This window comes from Actinomadura sp. DC4 (genome assembly GCF_030406325.1).
Taxonomy (GTDB): Bacteria; Actinomycetota; Actinomycetes; order Streptosporangiales; family Streptosporangiaceae; genus Actinoallomurus.
The window spans coordinates 241,291-257,572 of record NZ_JAUEQY010000005.1 but is presented as its reverse complement, the minus strand read 5'-3'; the positions used below and the strand labels follow the sequence as shown (position 1 = coordinate 257,572).

The 16,282-nt window shown below is 73.8% G+C and carries 5 protein-coding genes; 3 read left to right on the top strand and 2 right to left on the bottom strand.

Going from position 1 to position 16,282, the window contains the following annotated elements; all coding sequences use genetic code 11:
* Positions 1–45: 45 nt before the first annotated feature.
* The 3 genes from QWU11_RS10590 (at position 46) to QWU11_RS10580 (ending at position 1,887) form a co-directional block, all read left to right on the top strand.
* Positions 46–633 (top strand): helix-turn-helix transcriptional regulator, encoded by a 588-nt coding sequence (locus QWU11_RS10590; RefSeq protein WP_290104951.1) that lies wholly within the window; start codon positions 46–48, stop codon positions 631–633.
* Between the two features lie 200 nt (positions 634–833).
* Positions 834–1,208: a hypothetical protein gene (locus QWU11_RS10585; protein WP_290104950.1), complete on the top strand. Its 375-nt coding sequence runs from the start codon at positions 834–836 to the stop codon at positions 1,206–1,208.
* A 37-nt stretch (positions 1,209–1,245) separates the two neighbouring features.
* Positions 1,246–1,887 carry a hypothetical protein gene (locus QWU11_RS10580; RefSeq protein WP_290104949.1) on the top strand — a complete coding sequence of 214 codons (642 nt, stop codon included), beginning with the start codon at positions 1,246–1,248 and terminating at the stop codon, positions 1,885–1,887.
* A 206-nt stretch (positions 1,888–2,093) separates the two neighbouring features.
* Here the strand turns inward: QWU11_RS10580 and QWU11_RS10575 are convergent, their stop codons facing one another.
* The gene (locus tag QWU11_RS10575; RefSeq protein WP_290104948.1) at positions 2,094–3,272 is read right to left on the bottom strand and encodes a cytochrome P450; all 1,179 of its coding nucleotides are present in this window, start codon (positions 3,270–3,272) and stop codon (positions 2,094–2,096) included.
* A gap of 20 nt (positions 3,273–3,292) precedes the next feature.
* Positions 3,293–16,273 carry a type I polyketide synthase gene (locus tag QWU11_RS10570; RefSeq protein WP_290104947.1) on the bottom strand — a complete coding sequence of 4,327 codons (12,981 nt, stop codon included), beginning with the start codon at positions 16,271–16,273 and terminating at the stop codon, positions 3,293–3,295.
* Positions 16,274–16,282 lie beyond the last annotated feature (9 nt).

Here is a 16,282-nt window from a genome sequence, read left to right as displayed (position 1 = left end):
GTCGTAGATTTGACAAACCTTCTTGCCATAGTGGCAAATACAAGAATGAGCGAGGACATCGCGAGCGTGCTGACCGGAGTCGGGCCGAGGCTGAAGGCGCTGCGCCGGGAGCACGGCACGACGCTCGCCCGGCTCAGCGAGATGACCGGCATCTCGCTGAGCACGCTGTCCCGGCTGGAGGCCGGTCAGCGCAAGCCGACGCTCGAACTCCTGCTTCCGCTGGCCAAGGCGCACGGCGTACAGCTCGACGAGCTCGTCGGCGCGCCCGCGACCGGCGATCCCCGCATCCACGCGCGCCCGTTCACGCGCTGCGGCGTGACGTACATCCCGCTGACGAACCAGCTCGGCGCGCTGCGCGCGTACAAGCAGATCCTGCCCGGCGGCAACGCCCCGCTCGCCAAGCCGGACCAGCGCGCTCACGAGGGATACGAGTGGCTGTACGTCCTGTCCGGCCGGCTGCGGTTGCTTCTGGGAGAGCACGACCTGGTCCTGACCGCGGGGGAGGCCGCCGAGTTCGACACGCACATCCCGCACGCGATGGTGAACGCGGACGCCGAACCGGTGGAGTTCCTGAGCCTGTTCGGCCCCCAGGGCGAACGCCTGCACGTACGCGCCAAGCCCACCGGGCGTTAGGTCATCTCGGCGAGGACCGCGCCGCCCTCTCTGAGCGCGGAGCGCGTACCGCCGCGCCTTCACCCGTCTGTGACGAGCGTTCCATCGGGCCGTCTCGCCGCTTCTGTCAGTCTCCGTATGTGGACCTTGAATCCGAGTCCCACGTCCGTGGACTCCCCTTGCCGATCCTTCTCCTTGAGCTGCTGGCCGAGGGTCGTTGGATGCATCCTGGAGACGAGAGGCTGCACGAGGTGTCGCCGTGGTTCCCCGAGCCGCTCGACTTCTTGCCCGATGTTCGGCAGATGCGCCGGGAGTCGCGGTCCTTGGATCTGTTCGCCGACGACAGGGCGCTGTCCCGGCTGTTCCGTACGGCTCGCGGCTCCGCCGGCCCGGTCGAACTCCCATGGCTCGACGCCGAACGCGCTGTCCTCATCGCGGTCAATCGGGTGCCCGGGGATGATGTGGCGATCGCCTTGGACTATCGCGGTGAGGAGCCTCGGGTGGTCGGCAGCGACTTCTGGACGGATCCGACGCGGTGCGCTTGGCGGACCGTGGCGCCGACTTTTCCCGAGTTCGCGTCGGCGTTGAAGCTGTAGGCGGACTTGTCGTACCGCGCTGGCAGCATGCCGGGTCATGGGACTGGACGTGGTCGTCGGCATTCTGGCCGACGCTGAGGATGAAGACTCCGATGTGGTCCGCGAGGACCTCGTGGTGATTCGGGAGCTGCTCGAAGAAGCCGGAGCCGGGCCGTGGACCGAGCCTGAGCCCGACGGGCAGAAGGCCGAATGGTTGGACTTCTGGGGCTATTCCTCGTTGCACACCGTACGGCGCCTCGCCGTTCACCTGGTGGAGACCGGGAGCCTGCCCGAGCCGTTGAACGGGCAGAGCGCGACGAAAGACCCGTTGCTCGAGGACGCCTACCTGGAAGTGCCAGGTGACACGGCGGGCGGATTCGACCACCTGGTCCACCACTCCGACTGCGAGGGCTACTACGTGCCGGTCGACTTCGAGGAGGTCATCATCGACGAACGCCTGACGGGGGCCTACCTCGGGTCGTCGGTACGCCTGCTGGCGGAGGCCCGCGCCATCGCCGCCGCCCTCGGTCTGCCTGAAGACCTCGATCCCGGGTCGGACGAGGTCTCCGCGGCCACAGACGCGGAAACGCCGAACGGCGAGGGCTGGCAGCGCTACGCCACCGAGTCCTACATCTGCCTGCAGCTCATCAACGCGGCGAAGCACTCGATCAAGACCGGAGCGGCGATCGTCTTCTGCTAGAGACTGTGAAGATGGGCCGTCAGGGTCTTCCCGGGCGTGCTGCGGCAGGAGGGTGGGGTTGTGGGATTCTGCCGATTCCGGGACGTATCCGGGAATGGTTCCGTACCCACCCTCCTTGAGCCGCGGACCTCATGAGGTGCTCAGACCGGTCTCCAACGCAGGCACAGACTACTGATCACCACTGACAATCACGGCCGACCCGAGGCTCACCACTCGACGGGCAGGCTGTGCACCCCGTAGATCTGGCTGGCCGCTCGCATCTCGACCTCCTCGGCCGGGACGGCCAGCCGCAGGTTCGGGAAGCGGTCGAACAGGGCGGTGAAGCCGAGGCGCATTTCCAGCATTGCCAGCGCCTGGCCGATGCACTGGTGGATGCCGTGGCCGAACGTCACGTGGCCCGTGGCCGAACGGGTCACGTCCAGGCGGTCCGGGTCCGGATAGCGTTTCGGGTCGCGGTTGGCGGCCGGGATCGACACCGTCACCACCTCGCCTTCCCTGATCGTCTGGCCTTCCACCTCCACGTCCTTCACGGCCGTACGGGTCAGGCCGTACTGCGGGATCGCCAGGTAGCGCAGCAGTTCCTCCACCGCGTCCGGCATCAGGTCCGGGTCGGCGCGCACCGCGGCGAGCTGGTCCGGGGCGGTCAGCAGGGCGAACGTGCCGATGCCGAGCATGTTCGCGCTGGTCTCGAAACCGGCGATCAGCAGCAGGAAGCCGATGCTCGTGAGTTCCACGTCGTCCAGGTCGGTCTGCGCGACCAGCTCGCCGAGGAGGTCGTCGGTGGTCTCGGCGCGTTTGCGCTGGACCAGGCCGTACAGGTACTCGTTGATCCCGACGTACGCCTCCTGCATCTTCGCCACGTCGAAGCCCATCAAGGCCCCGGAGATGCTCTGGAAATGGGCGCGGTCCTCGTACGGGACGCCCAGCAGCTCGCACATCACCCGTGACGGCACCGGGAGGGCGAAGCGTTCCACCAGGTCGGCGGGGGCGCCGAGTTTTTCCATCTCGTCCAGCTGGTCCGTGATGATCGCCTCGATGCCCGACTCGAGGGCCCGCATGCGGCGTGGGGTGAAACGGCCGCCCAGGAGGCGGCGGTAGCGCGTGTGGTCCGGGGGGTCCATCGCCAGGAAGTAGCCCGGAGGAGCCGGCTGCACCTGGTCCGGGTCGGCGGGCGGCCCCACGGGCAGGCGTTTGAGTTCGAGGCGGGCGCTGAACGCCGGGTCGGACAGCACCGTACGGGCCGCGGCGTGCCCCGTGACCAGCCAGCCGATGTGGCCGTCCGGATAGCGGAGGGGTGTCACCGGGTTCTGCTCGCGAAGCCGGCGGAGTTCCTCGGGCGGGTCGAACGGGGTGGTCCGTTCGGTCGGCATCGTCACTGGTTCCATTTCGATCTTCCTTTCGATCATTAGAAGAGGCGGCGGAGCCAGTCACGTACCGCTCGCGCGGTGGTGTCCGCGTGCTCGCCCATCATGCTGAAGTGGTCGCCGGGTACGTCCACCGTGGTCTCGGCGTCGTGCCAGCTCGTACGCCAGTCGTCGTCGCGGGTCCACTCGACCAGCGGCTCGGTCGCCCGGAGCATGAGGATCGGCGCCGCGAGGTCGTGGACCTTCCACGGGAACGCCACATAGCGCCCCATCGCGGTCAGCCAGTCGTCCTCGGCCCCGTAGCCCATCTCCACGTGGGCGTCGTACAGGCGGGACGCGAACTCCGGGATCAGGTCCTCGACGATGTGGTCCAGGTGCGGGCCGAACGTGTCGAGCAGCACCACCCCGGCCGGGGTGACGCCGAGGCCCTCCAGATGCGCCGCCAGCGTCTGCGCCACCAGGCCGCCCGAGGAGAGCCCGACCAGTACGAACGGCGTCTCGCCGTACCGGGACAGCAGGGTCCGCGCGTGCAGCCGTACGGCGGCGTCTATGTCGGCGGGCAGCGGCTCCCCCGCGACGAAACCGGGATGCCTGAGCACCGACACCTCGTGCTCGTCGCGGAAACTCGCGGCGAACCTCGTGAACTGCTGCGGGCCCGGCATCCCGATGAAGCCCGGGACGCACACGATCGCGGGCGCCCGGTCGCCGTTCGTGACGCGTACCGGCTCCTCGGGCGGGAGGTCGGTCTCGGCGGTGAAGTCGCGGCGGAAGCGGGACGCCACGTCCAGGAAGTCCATGAACTCGTTGGACTTGCCCAGCTCGATGGCCCGCCCGAACATCGCGCTGAACCCGCCGCCGATCGCGGGCTCCCCCTGCTGGGTGACGGCCTCGGTCAGCACGAGCGTGTCGAGGTGGGCGGCCAGCTCCGCCGAGGTGCGGTGGTCGAACACGGCGACCGTCGGCAGCCGCCGCCCGACGGCGGTGCCGAGCCGTTCGGCCAGCTCGGAGGCGGTGAGGGAGTCGAAGCCCAGCTCCGTGAACGCCCGGTCGGCGTCCAGGCCGCCGGCGGTCTCGTGCCCGAGTACGGCGGCCACGTGGGTGGAGACCAGGCCCAGCAGCTCGGCCCGACGCTCCTTCGGGGAGAGGCCGGCCAGGTCCCGGCGCGCGGCGTCCGGCGGCCCCGCCTCGGCGGAGGTGGGGAGGGCGGGGGGAGCACAGGTGGGAGCGGGAGCCGAGGTAGGCGCGGGGGCGGAAGGTCGGCCCGGGGTGGCGGCGCCGCCCAGGCCGGAAGCGCTGCCCCGGGTGGTGGCGGGGGGTGGGGTCGAAGCGGAGGTGGAGGCCGGAGCTGGGACGTTGGCCGGCACGGCGGGCGGCCTGGTGGCCGGTACGGAGGCAGACGCGGTGGCCGATGCGGAAGCCGATGCGGCGGCCGGCGTACGGAGCCAGTAGCTCTTCGGCTGGAAGGCGTAGGTCGGCAGGTCGACCCGGCGTGGCCGGTGGCGGGAGAAGACCGGGGTCCAGTCGACCTCGACGCCCCGCGCGTGCAGGCGGCCCAGTGCCGTGAGCAGCGTCTCGTTCTCCGGCCGGTCGCGGCGGGACACCGGCGCGAACACGGTCGAGGTGTCCGCGGGCAGGGCGCCGTCCAGGCACTCCCGCGTCGCCGCGGCCAGCGCCCCGTCCGGGCCGACGTCCAGGAAGTTCCGTACGCCCTGGTCGGCCAGGCACCGTACGCCGGAGAGAAAGCGCACCGACCGGCGGACGTGGTCCACCCAGTACGCGGGCGAGCGGAGCTGTTCCTCGGTGGCCAGGTCACCGGTGACGTTCGACACGATCGGGATGCGCGGTGCGGCGAACGTCAGACCCTCGGCGACCTCGCCGAAAGCCGCCAGCATCGGGTCCATCGCGGGTGAGTGGAAGGCGTGGCCGACCGGCAGCCGTTTCGTGCGCCGCCCCCGCGCGCTCCATTCCGAGGCGAGGCTCAGCACCGCGTCCTCCGGACCGGAGATCACCGTGGCCGCCGGGCCGTTGACGGCGGCGAGCGCCACGCCCGGGACCAGCGACGCGACCGTCTCCTCCTCCGACACCGCCAGGGCCACCATCGCCCCGCCGGGCGGCAGCGCCTGCATCAGCCGGCCGCGCGCCGCGACCAGCGTGCCCGCGTCCTCCAGCGACAGCACGCCGGACACGTGCGCGGCGGCGAGTTCGCCGATCGAGTGGCCCAGCAGGTGGCCGGGGCGCAGCCCGAACGACCGCAGCAGCCGGTACGACGCGACCTCGTACGCGAACAGGCTCGCCTGGGCGAACACCGTCCGGGACAGTGACTCGCCGGCGGCGAAGACGACGTCGCGTACCGGTTCGTCGAGGTGGGCGTCGACGGCCGCGCACGCCTCGTCGAACGCCGTCGCGAACACCGAGTAGGTGTCGTACAGCTCGTGTCCCATGCCCGCCCGCTGCGCCCCCTGCCCGGCGAACAGGAGCGCCAGCCCGCCCGGCCGCCGCGCCACTCCACGGACCAGGCCGGGGTGGGACCCGCCGAGCGCGAGCGCGTCCAGCCCGCGCCGGAACGACTCCTGAGCGGACCCGACCAGCACCGCGCGATGCGCCAACGAGGACCGCGTGGTCGCCAGTGAGAACCCCACGTCCGCCGGACGCTCCGAGGACACGTGCGAACGCAGCCGGGCGGCCTGGGCGCGCAGCGCCTCCTCGGTCTTGGCCGACAGCGTCCACGGCACCGGCCCCTCGCCCGGCGAGGCCGGCGAGGGCGGGGGGAGAACCGGCGGTTGCTCGACGATGACGTGCGCGTTCGTACCGCTGACGCCGAACGAGGAGACGCCCGCGCGGCGCGGGTGGCCGTTCGCCTCCCAGGGCACCTCCGAGGTGAGGAGCCGGACGTCGCCGGCGGACCAGTCGACGTCCGGCGACGGCGCGTCCACGTTGAGGGTGCGCGGCAGCACCCCGTTCCGCATCGCCATCACCATCTTGACCACGCCGGCCAGCCCCGAGACGCCCTGCGTGTGCCCGATGTTGGACTTCAGCGACCCCAGCCAGAGCGGCCCCTCGCGGTCCTGCCCGTACGTGGCCAGCAGCGCGTGCGCCTCGATCGGGTCGCCCAGCCGGGTCCCGGTGCCGTGCGCCTCGACGACGTCCACCTCGCGAGCGGAGAGCCCGGCGCTCGCCAGCGCGGCGCGGATCACCCGCTGCTGCGCGGGGCCGCTGGGAGCGGACAGCCCGTTGGAGGCGCCGTCGGAGTTGATCGCCGAGCCGCGGATCACGGCGTGCACCTGATGGCCGTTGCGCTCGGCGTCGGAGAGGCGTTCGAGCAGCAGCAGGCCGACCCCCTCCGACCACGCCGTGCCGTCCGCGGCGGCTGCGAACGGCTTGCATCGCCCGTCGGGCGCCAGGCCGCGCTGGCGGCTGAAGGCGACGAACGCGGCCGGGGTCGCGAGGATCGCCGCACCGCCCGCGAGCGCCAGGGAGCACTCGCCGTGGCGCAGCGACTGGCAGGCCAGGTGCAGCGCGACCAGCGAGGACGAGCAGGCCGTGTCGACCGTGACCGCGGGCCCCTCCAGGCCGAAGGCGTACGCGATGCGCCCGGACAGCACGCTCGCCGAGCCGCCGGTGATCAGGAAGTCGTCGGCGCCGTCCATCCCGGCCATCAGCGCGGTGTAGTCCTGGCCGCTGGTCGCCGCGAACACGCCCGTACGGCTGCCGCGCAGCGACGCCGGGTCCAGGCCGGCCCGTTCGAGCAGTTCCCACGCCGAGTGCAGCAGCAGCCGCTGCTGCGGGTCCATGCCCTGCGCCTCGCGCGGGCTGATGCCGAAGAAGTCGGCGTCGAACAGGTCGACCCCGTCGAGGAACCCGCTCTCCCGCACGTAGGACTTGCCCGGACGGCCCGGCTCGGGGTCGTAGATCGCCTCCAGGTCCCAGCCGCGGTCCTCGGGGAACGGCGTGACCGCGCTGCGGCCCTCGGCGACGAGCCGCCACAGGTCCTCCGGCGAGGACACGCCACCGGGGAAGCGGCAGGTCATCGACACGATCGCAATGGGCTCGTCGGTCGCAAGCGCCTCCGGGACGGCCGCGGCGGGGGCGTCCTCGCCGAGCAGGTGCCGGGCGAGCGCCTCGACGGTCGGGTGGTCGAAGACGGCGGTCGCGGGCAGCCGCCGGCCGGTCGCGGCGGCCAGCCGGTCGCGGAGCCGTACGGCGGTCATCGAGTCCAGGCCGAGCTCCTTGAACGCCCGCTCGTCCGGCACCTCGTCCTCGGACTCGTAGCCGAGGACGGCCGCCGCGTGCCGGCGGACCAGGGCGCGCGTGCCTTCGGCATCGGGCAGCCCGGTGAGGTCCTCCGCCGGCTCCTCCACAAACGCGGGCGCGGGCGCGGTCGTGAGGCGCGCGCTCGACAGCCAGTAGCGGCGCCGCTGGAAGGCGTAGGTCGGCAGCGCGACGCGACGAGGGCTGTGGCCGGCGAAGACCGCCGCCCAGTCGAGGGCCACGCCCTGCACGTGCGCCTCGGCGAGAGAGACCAGGAACCGGTCCAGCCCGCCCTCGCCCCGGCGCAGCGAGCCCACGGCGCAGACCCGCGCCCCGGCGTCGTCGGCGACCTGCGCCACGGCCATGGCCAGGATGGGATGGGCGCTCGGCTCGACGAACGCCTGGTAGCCGTCGGCGAGCAGCGCGCGCACCGCGCCCTCGAAGTCGACCGGCTCGCGTGCGTTCCAGAACCAGTAGTCCGTGCCGAGCTCGGCCGTGTCGATCAGCGTGCCGGTCACCGTCGAGTAGAACGGCACGTCCGTGGACCGGGCCCGTACCTCGCCGAGCGAGGAGAGCAGCCGCTCGCGCAGCGGGTCGACCTGGGCGCAGTGCGACGCGACGGTCGAGGGCACGATCCGGGCCCGTACGCCGTCGGCCGCGCAGGCGGCGGTGAACTCCTCCAGCGCGGCCTGCTCTCCGGCGACCGAGACCAGCCTTGGCCCGTTGCGCCCGGCCAGCCCGAGCCTGTCCTCGTACGGGGCCAGGCGGGCCTCCACCTCGGCGGCCGGGAGCACCACCGAGGCCACCGCGCCGTTGCCGACGAGCGTCTCGGCGAACAGCAGGCTCCTTACGACGATGATCCGCATCGCGTCGCCGAGGGACAGCGCGCCCGCGACGCACGCCGCCGCGACCTCGCCCTGCGAGCTGCCGACCACGGCCGCGGGCCGTACGCCATAGGAGCGCCACAGCTCGGCCAGCGACACCATCACCGCGAACAGGACCGGCTGGACGATCTCGATGAGGTCCATATCGGGCGCGCCGGGTTCGCCGCGCAGAACGGAGAGCAGCGACCAGTCCGCCATCGACCGCAGGACCTCGTCGCACTCGCGCATCCGCCCGGCGAACACGGGCGCGGAGTCGAGCAGCTCGACCGCCATGCCCTTCCACTGCGCGCCCTGGCCGGGGAAGACGAACACCACCCGGTCGGCGTCCACGGCGACGCCGGTGACGACGGAGTCCGCGGCGTCGTCCGCCGCGAGCGTGCCGAGCCCGGCGCGGAGGCCCTCGGCGTCGGCGGCCACGACCGCCGCGCGGTGCTCCAGCGAAGCCCGTGCCGTCGCCAGCGTGTGGCCGACGTCGGCGGGACGCAGGTCGGGGTGCTCGTCCAGGTGCGCGAGCAGGCGGGCGGCCTGGTCGCGCAGCGCCGCCGGGGTCGCGGCGGACAGCACCCACGGCAGGGGACCGCCGGCGCCGGCCTCAATCGAGGCACCGGGCTCGGCGGGCGGCGCTTCCAGGATGACGTGCGCGTTCGTGCCGCTGATGCCGAAGGAGGACACCCCGGCCCGGCGCGGACGCCCGTTCGCCTCCCACGGCACCGGCTCGGTCAGGAGCCGTACGGGCGCGGCGGACCAGTCGACGTGCGGCGAGGGCGTCTCGGCGTGCAGTGTCTTGGGCAGCAGGCCGTGCCGGAAGGCCATCACCATCTTGATCACCCCGGCCGCGCCGGCGGCGAACTGGGTGTGGCCGATGTTCGACTTGATCGAGCCCAGCCACAGCGGCCGGTCCTCCGTACGGCCGGCGCCGAAGACCTCCAGCAGCGCGGTCGCCTCGATCGGGTCGCCGAGCGTGGTGCCGGTGCCGTGCGCCTCGACCGCGTCGATGTCGCCTGGGGTCAGGCCCGCGCCGGCCAGGGCCTGGCCGATCACGCGCCGCTGCGACGGGCCGTTCGGGGCGGTCAGGCCGTTGGAGGCGCCGTCGGAGTTCATCGCCGAGCCGCGGAGGAGGGCGAGCACGGGATGGCCGTTGCGACGCGCGTCGGAGAGGCGTTCGAGGAGCACGAGGCCGAGCCCCTCGGCGGCGCCGAACCCGTCCGCCCGCGCGGAGAACGCCTTGCACCGGCCGTCCGGCGCCATCCCTCCCTGGCGGCTGAACTCCACGAAGGCGTTCGGGGTGGCCATCACCGTGACGCCGCCGGCCAGCGCGAGCGCGCACTCCCCCTGCCGCAGGGCCTGCGCGGACAGGTGCAGGGCGACCAGTGAGGACGAGCACGCCGTGTCGACGGTGAGCGCCGGCCCCTCGAACCCGAAGGTGTAGGCGATCCGCCCGGACACGACGCTGCCGCTGTTCCCGGTCACGACGTAGCCCTCGACGTCCTGGCCGGAGTTGAACATCCCGGTGCCGTAGTCGTTGTAGGCGGTGCCGACGTAGACGCCGGTCGCGCTGCCGCGCAGCGTCGCCGGGTCGATCCCGGCGCGCTCGAACAGCTCCCAGGACGCCTCCAGCAGCAGCCGCTGCTGCGGGTCGCTGGCCAGTGCCTCGCGGGGCGCGATGCCGAAGAACGCGGCGTCGAACTGCGCCACGTCGCGCAGGAAGCCGCCCGTACGGACGTAGCTGCGGCCGGCCCGGCTCGGGTCCGGGTCGTAGATGCCGTCGACGTCCCAGCCGCGGTCGGTGGGGAAGTCGCCGATCGCGTCGCCGCCGTCGGCGACGAGACGCCACAGGTCCTCCGGCGAGTCGATGCCGCCGGGGAAGCGGCAGCTCATCGCCACGATCGCGATCGGCTCGTCCGCGTCGGCGGCGGGCACCGGGGCCGGAGCGGCCGGGGCGGACTCGCCGCCCGGCTCGGCCAGCAGGTACGCGGCGAGGGCCGCCGGCGTCGGGTGGTCGAACACCAGCGTCGCCGGCAACCGTACGCCGAGCGCGGCGGCGAGGCGGTTGCGCAGCTCGACGGCGGTGAGGGAGTCGAAGCCGATGTCCTTGAAGGGCCGCTTGGCCGGGACCGCCTCCGGCGACGGGTGGCCGAGGGTCGCGGCGGCGTGCGTACGGACCAGGTCGAGGAGGAAGCGGTCGCGGTCCCGGCCGGGAAGGGGACCGGCGGTCGCGGCCGGGGCCGGGGCCGTGACCAGGCCACGCAACAGCGGCGGGACGCCCGCGGTGCCGATCTCGGCCCGCATCGCGGCGAGGTTCACCCTCGCGGGCACCAGGACGGGCTCGTCGATCGCGGTCGCGGCGTCGAAGAGCGCGAGGCCCTCCGCGCTGGACAGCCCGACCGCGCCGACGCGCCGCATCCGCCGCCGGTCGATCTCGTCGAGCCGCTCGGTCATCCCGCTCGGCGGCTCCCACAGGCCCCAGGCCAGCGCCGCCGCGGGCAGGCCGTGGGCGCGGCGGTGCTGGGCGAGCGCGTCGAGCAGCGCGTTGGCCGCCGCGTAGTTGCCCTGCCCGGCGCTGCCCATGGTCGCGGCGGCCGAGGAGAACATCACGAACGCCGCCAGGTCGCGGTCGCGGGTCAGCTCGTGCAGGTGGAGGGCCGCGCCGGCCTTGGGCGCCATCGCCCGGTCCACCTGCTCGGGGGTCAGCGACTCGATGACGCCGTCGTCCAGGGTGCCCGCGGCGTGGACGACGGCGGTCAGCGGATGCGCCTCGTCGACCGAGGCGACCAGCGCGGCCAGGGCGTCGCGGTCGGTGACGTCGCAGGTCACGACCCTTACCGTGGCGCCGAGCTCGGCCTCGATCGCGTCCCCGTCGGCGCCGGTCAGGGTCGTGAGCAGCAGGTGCCGGACGCCGTGCCGGGTGACGAGGTGGCGGGCCAGCAGGGTGCCGAGGGTGCCGGTGCCGCCGGTGATCAGGATCGTGCCGCCGGGGTCGAACGCGCGCGGGAGCCGCAGGACGAGCTTGCCGGTGTGCTCGGCGCGCTGCAGGACGCCGAACGCCTCGCGCGCCCGGCCGATGTCCCACGTCCACACCGGCAGCGGGCGCAGCACACCGCGCCCGAACAGCTCCAGCAGCTCGGCGAGGATCTGCGCGATGCGGTCCGGGCCGGCCTCGAACAGGTCGAACGCCCGGTACGAGACGGGCTCCACGGACGCGGCGTCACGGACGTCGGTCTTGCCCATCTCGACGAACCGCCCGCCGCCCCGGAGCAGGCGCAGCGACGCGTCCACGAACTCCCCGGCCAGGCTGTTGAGCACGACGTCGACGCCTCGTCCGCCGGTCGCCGCCAGGAACCTCTCGGCGAAGTCCTGGTCGCGTGAGGAGCTCAGGTGGTCCTCGTCGAGACCGGTGGCGGCGTGCTTGCCCGGGCTCGCGGTGCCGTACACCTCGGCGCCGAGGTGGCGGGCGAGCTGGACCGCGGCCATCCCGACGCCGCCGGCCGCGGCGTGGATGAGGACCTTCTCCCCCTCGGACAGGTTCGCGAGGTCCTTCAGCGCGTAGTAGGCGGTCAGGAACACCACCGGCACGGACGCGGCCGTCTCGAAGGACCAGCCCTCCGGGACGCGGGCGACCATCCGCCGGTCGGCCACGGCCGTACGGGCGAAGGAGCCCGGGATCAGGCCGAACACCCGGTCGCCGGGGGCGAGGTCGGACACTCCGGGGCCGGTCTCGATCACGACGCCCGCGGCCTCGGCGGCCATCGTCGCCTCGTCCGGGTAGACGCCGAGGGCGATGAGGACGTCGCGGAAGTTCAGGCCTGCGGCGCGTACCGCGATCCGTACCCGTCCCTCGGCCAGGTCCTCCTCCGGAGCCGGGACGAACGCCAGGCCGTCGAGGGTGCCGGGCGCGATGGTGTCGAGGCGCGTGCCGGGGACGGCGGCGAGCCGGTCGGTCGCGCGGGCGAGCCGGGGGACGTAGGCGGTACCGTCGCGCAGCGCGAGCTGGGGTTCGCCGGTCGCGAGGGCGGCGGGCAGCAGCGCGCGTGACGCCTCGTCGGTGTCGACCAGGACGAACCGGCCGGGGTTCTCGGTCTGCGCGGAGCGGACCAGGCCCCAGACCGGCGCGGCGGCCAGGTCCGTGACGTCCTCGCCGGGCCGGACGCCGATCGCGCCGCCGGTGAGGACCGCGAGTGTGGCGTCGGCGAAGCGCTCGCCGGCCAGCCAGGTCTGGAGGGCTTTGAGGATCCGTTCGATGGCGTCGCCGGGTTCGACGGTCAGCACGACCGGACCGCCTGGGGCTTCGTCGAGCGCCTCGGTGAACGGCACGACGGCGGGGGCTCTTTCCGGCGTGGCGACCGGGGTCCACTCGACGCGGAAGAGGTCGTCCGTACGGGGCGCGGGGAGCGTGTCCGGGGCGAGCGGCCGCAGGGTCAGGGACCGTACGTCGGCGACCGTCCGGCCGTCCTCGCCGGTCATCGTGACCGAGACCGCGTCCGGCCCCGCCTGTACGATCCGCACGCGTGCGGCGGTCGCGCCCGTACCCCGTACGGTGACGCCGGCCCAGGCGAACGGCAGGAGAGGCCCGTCGGCACCCGCGAAGAAGTCGCCCGCGCCGATGGCGTGCAGGGCGGCGTCCAGCAGGGCCGGGTGCGTGCCGGAGTGCGCGTCGCCGGCCTCGGCGGGCAGGGCCACCTCGGCGAACACCTCGCCGTCGCGGCGCCAGGCGGCCCGCAACCCGCGGAACGCCGAGCCGTAGTCGAGCCCGCTGCCGGCCAGCCTCTCGTACAGGGCGGCCACGTCGACCGGGGCGGCGTCCGGCGGCCAGGCGTCCGGCGCACCGGGCGTCTCACCCGTGTCGGCGGACAGGATGCCGCTCGCGTGCCGGGTCCACGTCGCGTCCCCGGTGCGGGAGTGGATCCGTACGGGCCTTGACCCGTCCGGTGACGGATCGCCGACCCAGAGCTGGAGGCCCACGGTGCCGTCGCCGTTGACGACGAGTGGCGCTTCGAGGGTGAGCTCGTCCAGCCGTCCGCAGCCGAGGCGCTCGCCCGCCCGTACGGCCATCTCGACCAGCGCGGTGCCCGGGAGCAGCACGGTGCCGAGCACGGCGTGGTCGGCGAGCCAGGGCTGCGCGGCGGGGGAGAGGGCGCCGGTGAGCAGGACGCCGCCGGCCTCGGCGAGCTCGACCGTGTCCCCGAGCACCGGGTGCGCAGCGGTGTCCTCCAGCCAGAACCGCTCGCGCTGGAAGGGGTACGTCGGCAGGTCGACGACCTTCGCTCCGGGGAACGCAGGCCGCCAGTCCACCGCGACGCCCCGCGTGTACGCCTCGGCGAGTGAGGTGAGGAAGCGCTCGTGGCCGCCCTCGTCGCGGCGCAGCGTGCCCAGCGCGATCGCGTCGGCGCCGGCCGCGTCGATCGTCTCCTGCACGCCCATGGTCAGCACGGGATGGGGGCTGACCTCGATGAACGCGCCGTGTTCGAGGAGCCTTCCGGTCGCCTCGGCGAAGCGGACCGTCTCGCGGAGGTTGCGGTACCAGTATTCGGCGTCCAGGCCGGTCTCCCGCTCGCCGGTGACCGTGGACAGGAACGGGACGGTCCCGGGCCGCGGCCGTACGGGGGCGAGGTCGGTACGGAGGCGGTCGCGGATCTCCTCGACGCCTTCGGAGTGGGAGGCGTAGTCGACCGGGATGCGGCGGGCGCGTTCCTCGCGGGCGAGGAGGGCGTCGAGGGCGGCCGGGTCGCCGGAGACGACGGTGGAGCGCGGGCCGTTGATCGCCGCGATCGACAGGCCGGCGCCGTCGATCTCGTCGGCCGGCAGGGGTACCGAGACCATGCCGCCGCGGCCGGCCAGCGCGCCGAGGGCGGCGGCGCGCAGCGCGACGACACGGGCGCCGTCCTCCAGGGTGAGGATGCCGGCCACGCAGGCGGCGGCGATCTCGCCCTGGCTGTGGCCGACGACGGCCGCGGGCTCGACGCCGTAGGACTTCCAGAGTTCGGCGAGCGAGACCATGACGGCCCAGAGCGCGGGCTGGACGACGTCGACGCGCTTGAGGACCGTCTCGTCGCGCAGTACGTCGCGCAGGTCCCAGTCGACGAAGGGCGCGAGGGCGGCGGCGCACTCGTCCATCCGCGCCGCGAACACGGGCGCGGCGTCGAGCAGGCCGACCGCCATTCCGGCCCACTGGGAGCCCTGGCCGGGGAAGACGAACACGACCTCGCGGGCGTCGCCGGCCGCGACGCCGGTGACGACGCGCGGATCGGGCCGGCCGGTCGCGAGCGCGCCGAGCCGCTCGCGCGTCGGCCCGATCACGACGGCGCGGTGGTCGAGCGCGGCTCGCGTGGTGGCGAGCGAGAGGCCGACGTCGGCGGCCGGCCCGTCCAGGAGAGACACCAGCCCGGCCGCCTGCGCGCGCAGCGCGGCGTCACTGTGCCCGGCCACCACCCACGGCACGGGGCCCGACGCGGTGGCCGGGGCGGGGGGCGGTGCGGAGGGCGAGGTGGGGGCCTGGGTAAAGGTGGTCGCTGGCGCGGCGGTGGGGGGCTGTTCGACGATCACGTGGGCGTTGGTGCCGCTGGCGCCGAAGGACGACACACCCGCGCGGCGGGGTCTGCCGGTCTCTGGCCAGGGGGTTCGTTCGGTGGCCGGTATCACCGCGCCGGCCGTCCAGTCGACCTGGCGAGACGGCTCCTCCGCGTGCAGCGTCGCCGGGACGACGCCGTGCCGCATCGCCATGACCATCTTGATCACGCCGCCGACGCCGGCCGCGGCCTGGGCGTGGCCGATGTTCGACTTCAGCGAGCCGAGGAGCAGCGGCCGCTCCCGGCCCCGCCCGTACGTCGCGAGCAGCGCCTGCGCCTCGATCGGGTCGCCCAGCGTCGTTCCGGTGCCGTGCGCCTCGACCACGTCCACGTCCGAGGTCCTCAGCCGGGCGTCGGCGAGGGCCCGCTGGATCACCCGCTGCTGCGACGGGCCGTTCGGCGCGGTCAGGCCGCTGCTCGCGCCGTCGGAGTTGACCGCCGTGCCGCGCACCACGGCCAGCACCTCATGACCGTTGCGGCGAGCGTCGGACAACCGTTCCAGGAGCAGCAGGCCGATGCCCTCGGCCCAGCCCGTACCGTCCGCGTGGGCCGAGAACGGCTTGCACCGGCCGTCCGGCGCGAGCCCGCGCTGGCGGCTGAACTCCAGGAACAGCGCGGGCGTCGACATCACCGTCACCCCGCCCGCGAGCGCGAGGCCGCACTCCCCCTGCCGCAGCGCCTGCGCGGCCATGTGCAGCGTGACCAGCGAGGACGAGCACGCCGTGTCGACGGTGACGGTCGGCCCCTCCAGGCCCAGCGTGTAGGCGATCCGGCCGGAGGCCACGCTGCCCGCGCTGCCGTTGCCGAGGTAGCCCTCGAACCCGGCGGGCGGGCGCGCGAACCGCGAGGCGTACTCCTGGACCATGGCGCCCACGAACACGCCGGTCTGGCTGCCGCGCAGGGACCGCGGGTCGATCCGGGCGCGTTCGAGCGTCTCCCAGGAGACCTCCAGCAGCAGCCGCTGCTGCGGGTCCATCGCGAGCGCCTCGCGCGGGGAGATGCCGAAGAACCCGGCGTCGAACCGGTCGGCGCCGTCGAGGAACCCGCCCTGCGTGGTGTAGGTGTGGCCGGGCCGGTCGGGATCGGCGTCGTAGGGCGCGTCCCAGCCGCGGTCGGCGGGGAAGTCCCCGACCGCGTCGGTGCCGTCGGCGACGAGCCGCCACAGGTCCTCCGGCGAGGACACGCCGCCGGGGTACCGGCAGGCCATCCCGACGATGGCGATCGGCTCGCCGGCCCGGTCCTCGGCCTCCTTGAGCTGCCGGCGTGCCTGGCGGAGGTCGACGGTCGCCCGCTTGAGGTAGTCCCGCAGGCGCTGCTCATTGTCCATGTGCCGCTC

Excerpts from the sequence above, each read along its gene's own strand:
- QWU11_RS10570 (WP_290104947.1), bottom strand. The coding sequence starts at position 16,273 with ATGGACAATGAGCAGCGCCTGCGGGACTACCTCAAGCGGGCGACCGTC.
- QWU11_RS10580 (WP_290104949.1), top strand. The coding sequence starts at position 1,246 with ATGGGACTGGACGTGGTCGTCGGCATTCTGGCCGACGCTGAGGATGAA.
- QWU11_RS10575 (WP_290104948.1), bottom strand. The coding sequence starts at position 3,272 with ATGGAACCAGTGACGATGCCGACCGAACGGACCACCCCGTTCGACCCG.
- QWU11_RS10585 (WP_290104950.1), top strand. The coding sequence starts at position 834 with ATGCATCCTGGAGACGAGAGGCTGCACGAGGTGTCGCCGTGGTTCCCC.
- QWU11_RS10590 (WP_290104951.1), top strand. The coding sequence starts at position 46 with ATGAGCGAGGACATCGCGAGCGTGCTGACCGGAGTCGGGCCGAGGCTG.